The sequence below is a fragment of the Haliscomenobacter sp. genome (assembly GCF_040403615.1).
Classification (GTDB): Bacteria; Bacteroidota; Bacteroidia; order Chitinophagales; family Saprospiraceae; genus Haliscomenobacter.
Genome location: NZ_JBBAKG010000263.1, coordinates 1 through 1405, shown reverse-complemented (window position 1 = coordinate 1405; position 1405 = coordinate 1). Strand labels below are relative to the sequence as shown.

Genomic DNA, 1405 nt, shown 5'->3' with positions numbered 1-1405 from the left:
CTCCGCGAACCTCCGCGTCAACTCCCTTACTCCGCGGTTAAATAAACGCTTACGAACAACAGCTGCCTTTGCAGCAGCCCAATACAAGCAAAGTAACACCAATGGGACACAAAAATGCATTGCTTGCAATATTGTGCTGGTGATTACCAACCTCCAAAACCCCCTTGAAGCGGAGACCAGCTTACGTTAGGTCAATATTCTACCTTTTTTCACCCAAAAGTTGACTATTTAATCAACTTGTTCTATTTTTAAGTTTAAAATCATCTAAATGCCCACGATTGAAATTATAGGCATCATGAAAGGACTAAGAAGCATTCCTAGAATTTTGAGAATAAACCACCTGGACGGATACACTGTGTCTTGCCTATTCAACAATGGTGAATCAAGATTAATCGACTTTTCGACATTGTTCCGCGATGTTTTTAAAGTTGACAAGGATGATCCAGCTTTCCCACTGCTATCCGATGCCAATGAATTCAATCAAATTCAGCTTATAGGGGCGACCATAGGCTGGCCAAATATTGGGATCTATACTAAGGATAGTAGAGGGCAAACGGTTTTTTATCCTTATGATTTGGACCCTAAGGTTCTGTACCAAAACAGCACCCCAGATCGCGATACCAATCCAGAAATTGGTTTGATGGTCAAACAGGCTCGAAAAGATGCCGGTTTAACCCAAGAAGAACTTGCCCAAAAAAGTGGTACCAGTAAGCACTACATTTCCAGGCTTGAAAACAACAAGGCGGATATTGAGTTACTGACCTTAAAAAAAATCATCGAGGCTGGATTGGGAAAACGACTTCAAATTGCGATTAAATAAGGGGCGATAAAAAAATGATCACTTATTTTTGCCCCACTACTTAGGTACTTTGTGCCATCACGCCGAAGGCGGGAAATCCGTTCCAATCCGCCCAAATCCGCGTCATCCGTTCTCCTATTGACGTCCTGCTACACCGGAGGCGTAAAAGCGCGGAGCGCGTAATCGTCGTCGTCACGGTAATTAAAAAACAAGCAGCGATAGCAGCGAGCGGTGAAAAGTAATGCCCCGAATTTTCACGAATTATCCCCTACTTTTGAAGCTTCGCCTTCCTTTTACTAAAAGGATGGTAAAACGGATGAAACGGACTAAACGGATTGAAACGGACTTTGACACGCCTCATCCGCCGCTAGCGGTGAATACCAATTCCAAGGTTTTTTTCGCAGCTTCCCTGCTCTTTTTTGTAACCACGACGTACACGACGAGCACGACGAATGGCTACCGCCACAACACGACGCAAAGCGTCGTTATCCAGCGCGAAGCGCTAAATCGTCGTGTACGTCGTGGTTAAATTAAGCATGAGCAGCGAAGCTGCGAAAAATATCAAGATTACTTCTTATTGCTCGTTGTTAAAGCTGCTTCAACGAA

The 1405-nt window shown here is 44.0% G+C and carries 2 protein-coding genes; both read left to right on the top strand.

The features are described from left to right. Positions 1-190 (top strand): hypothetical protein (locus ABW391_RS29440; protein WP_353485478.1); only part of this gene is annotated, 190 nt, incomplete at its 5' end. A gap of 78 nt (positions 191-268) precedes the next feature. Continuing rightward, entirely contained in the window at positions 269-820 is a 552-nt protein-coding gene (locus ABW391_RS29435; protein WP_353485477.1) for a helix-turn-helix domain-containing protein, read from the top strand. Positions 821-1405: the final 585 nt, after the last annotated feature.

What these genes read in the sequence shown, in the direction of transcription:
- ABW391_RS29435 (WP_353485477.1), top strand. Translation starts at nt 269, where the DNA reads ATGCCCACGATTGAAATTATAGGCATCATGAAAGGACTAAGAAGCATT.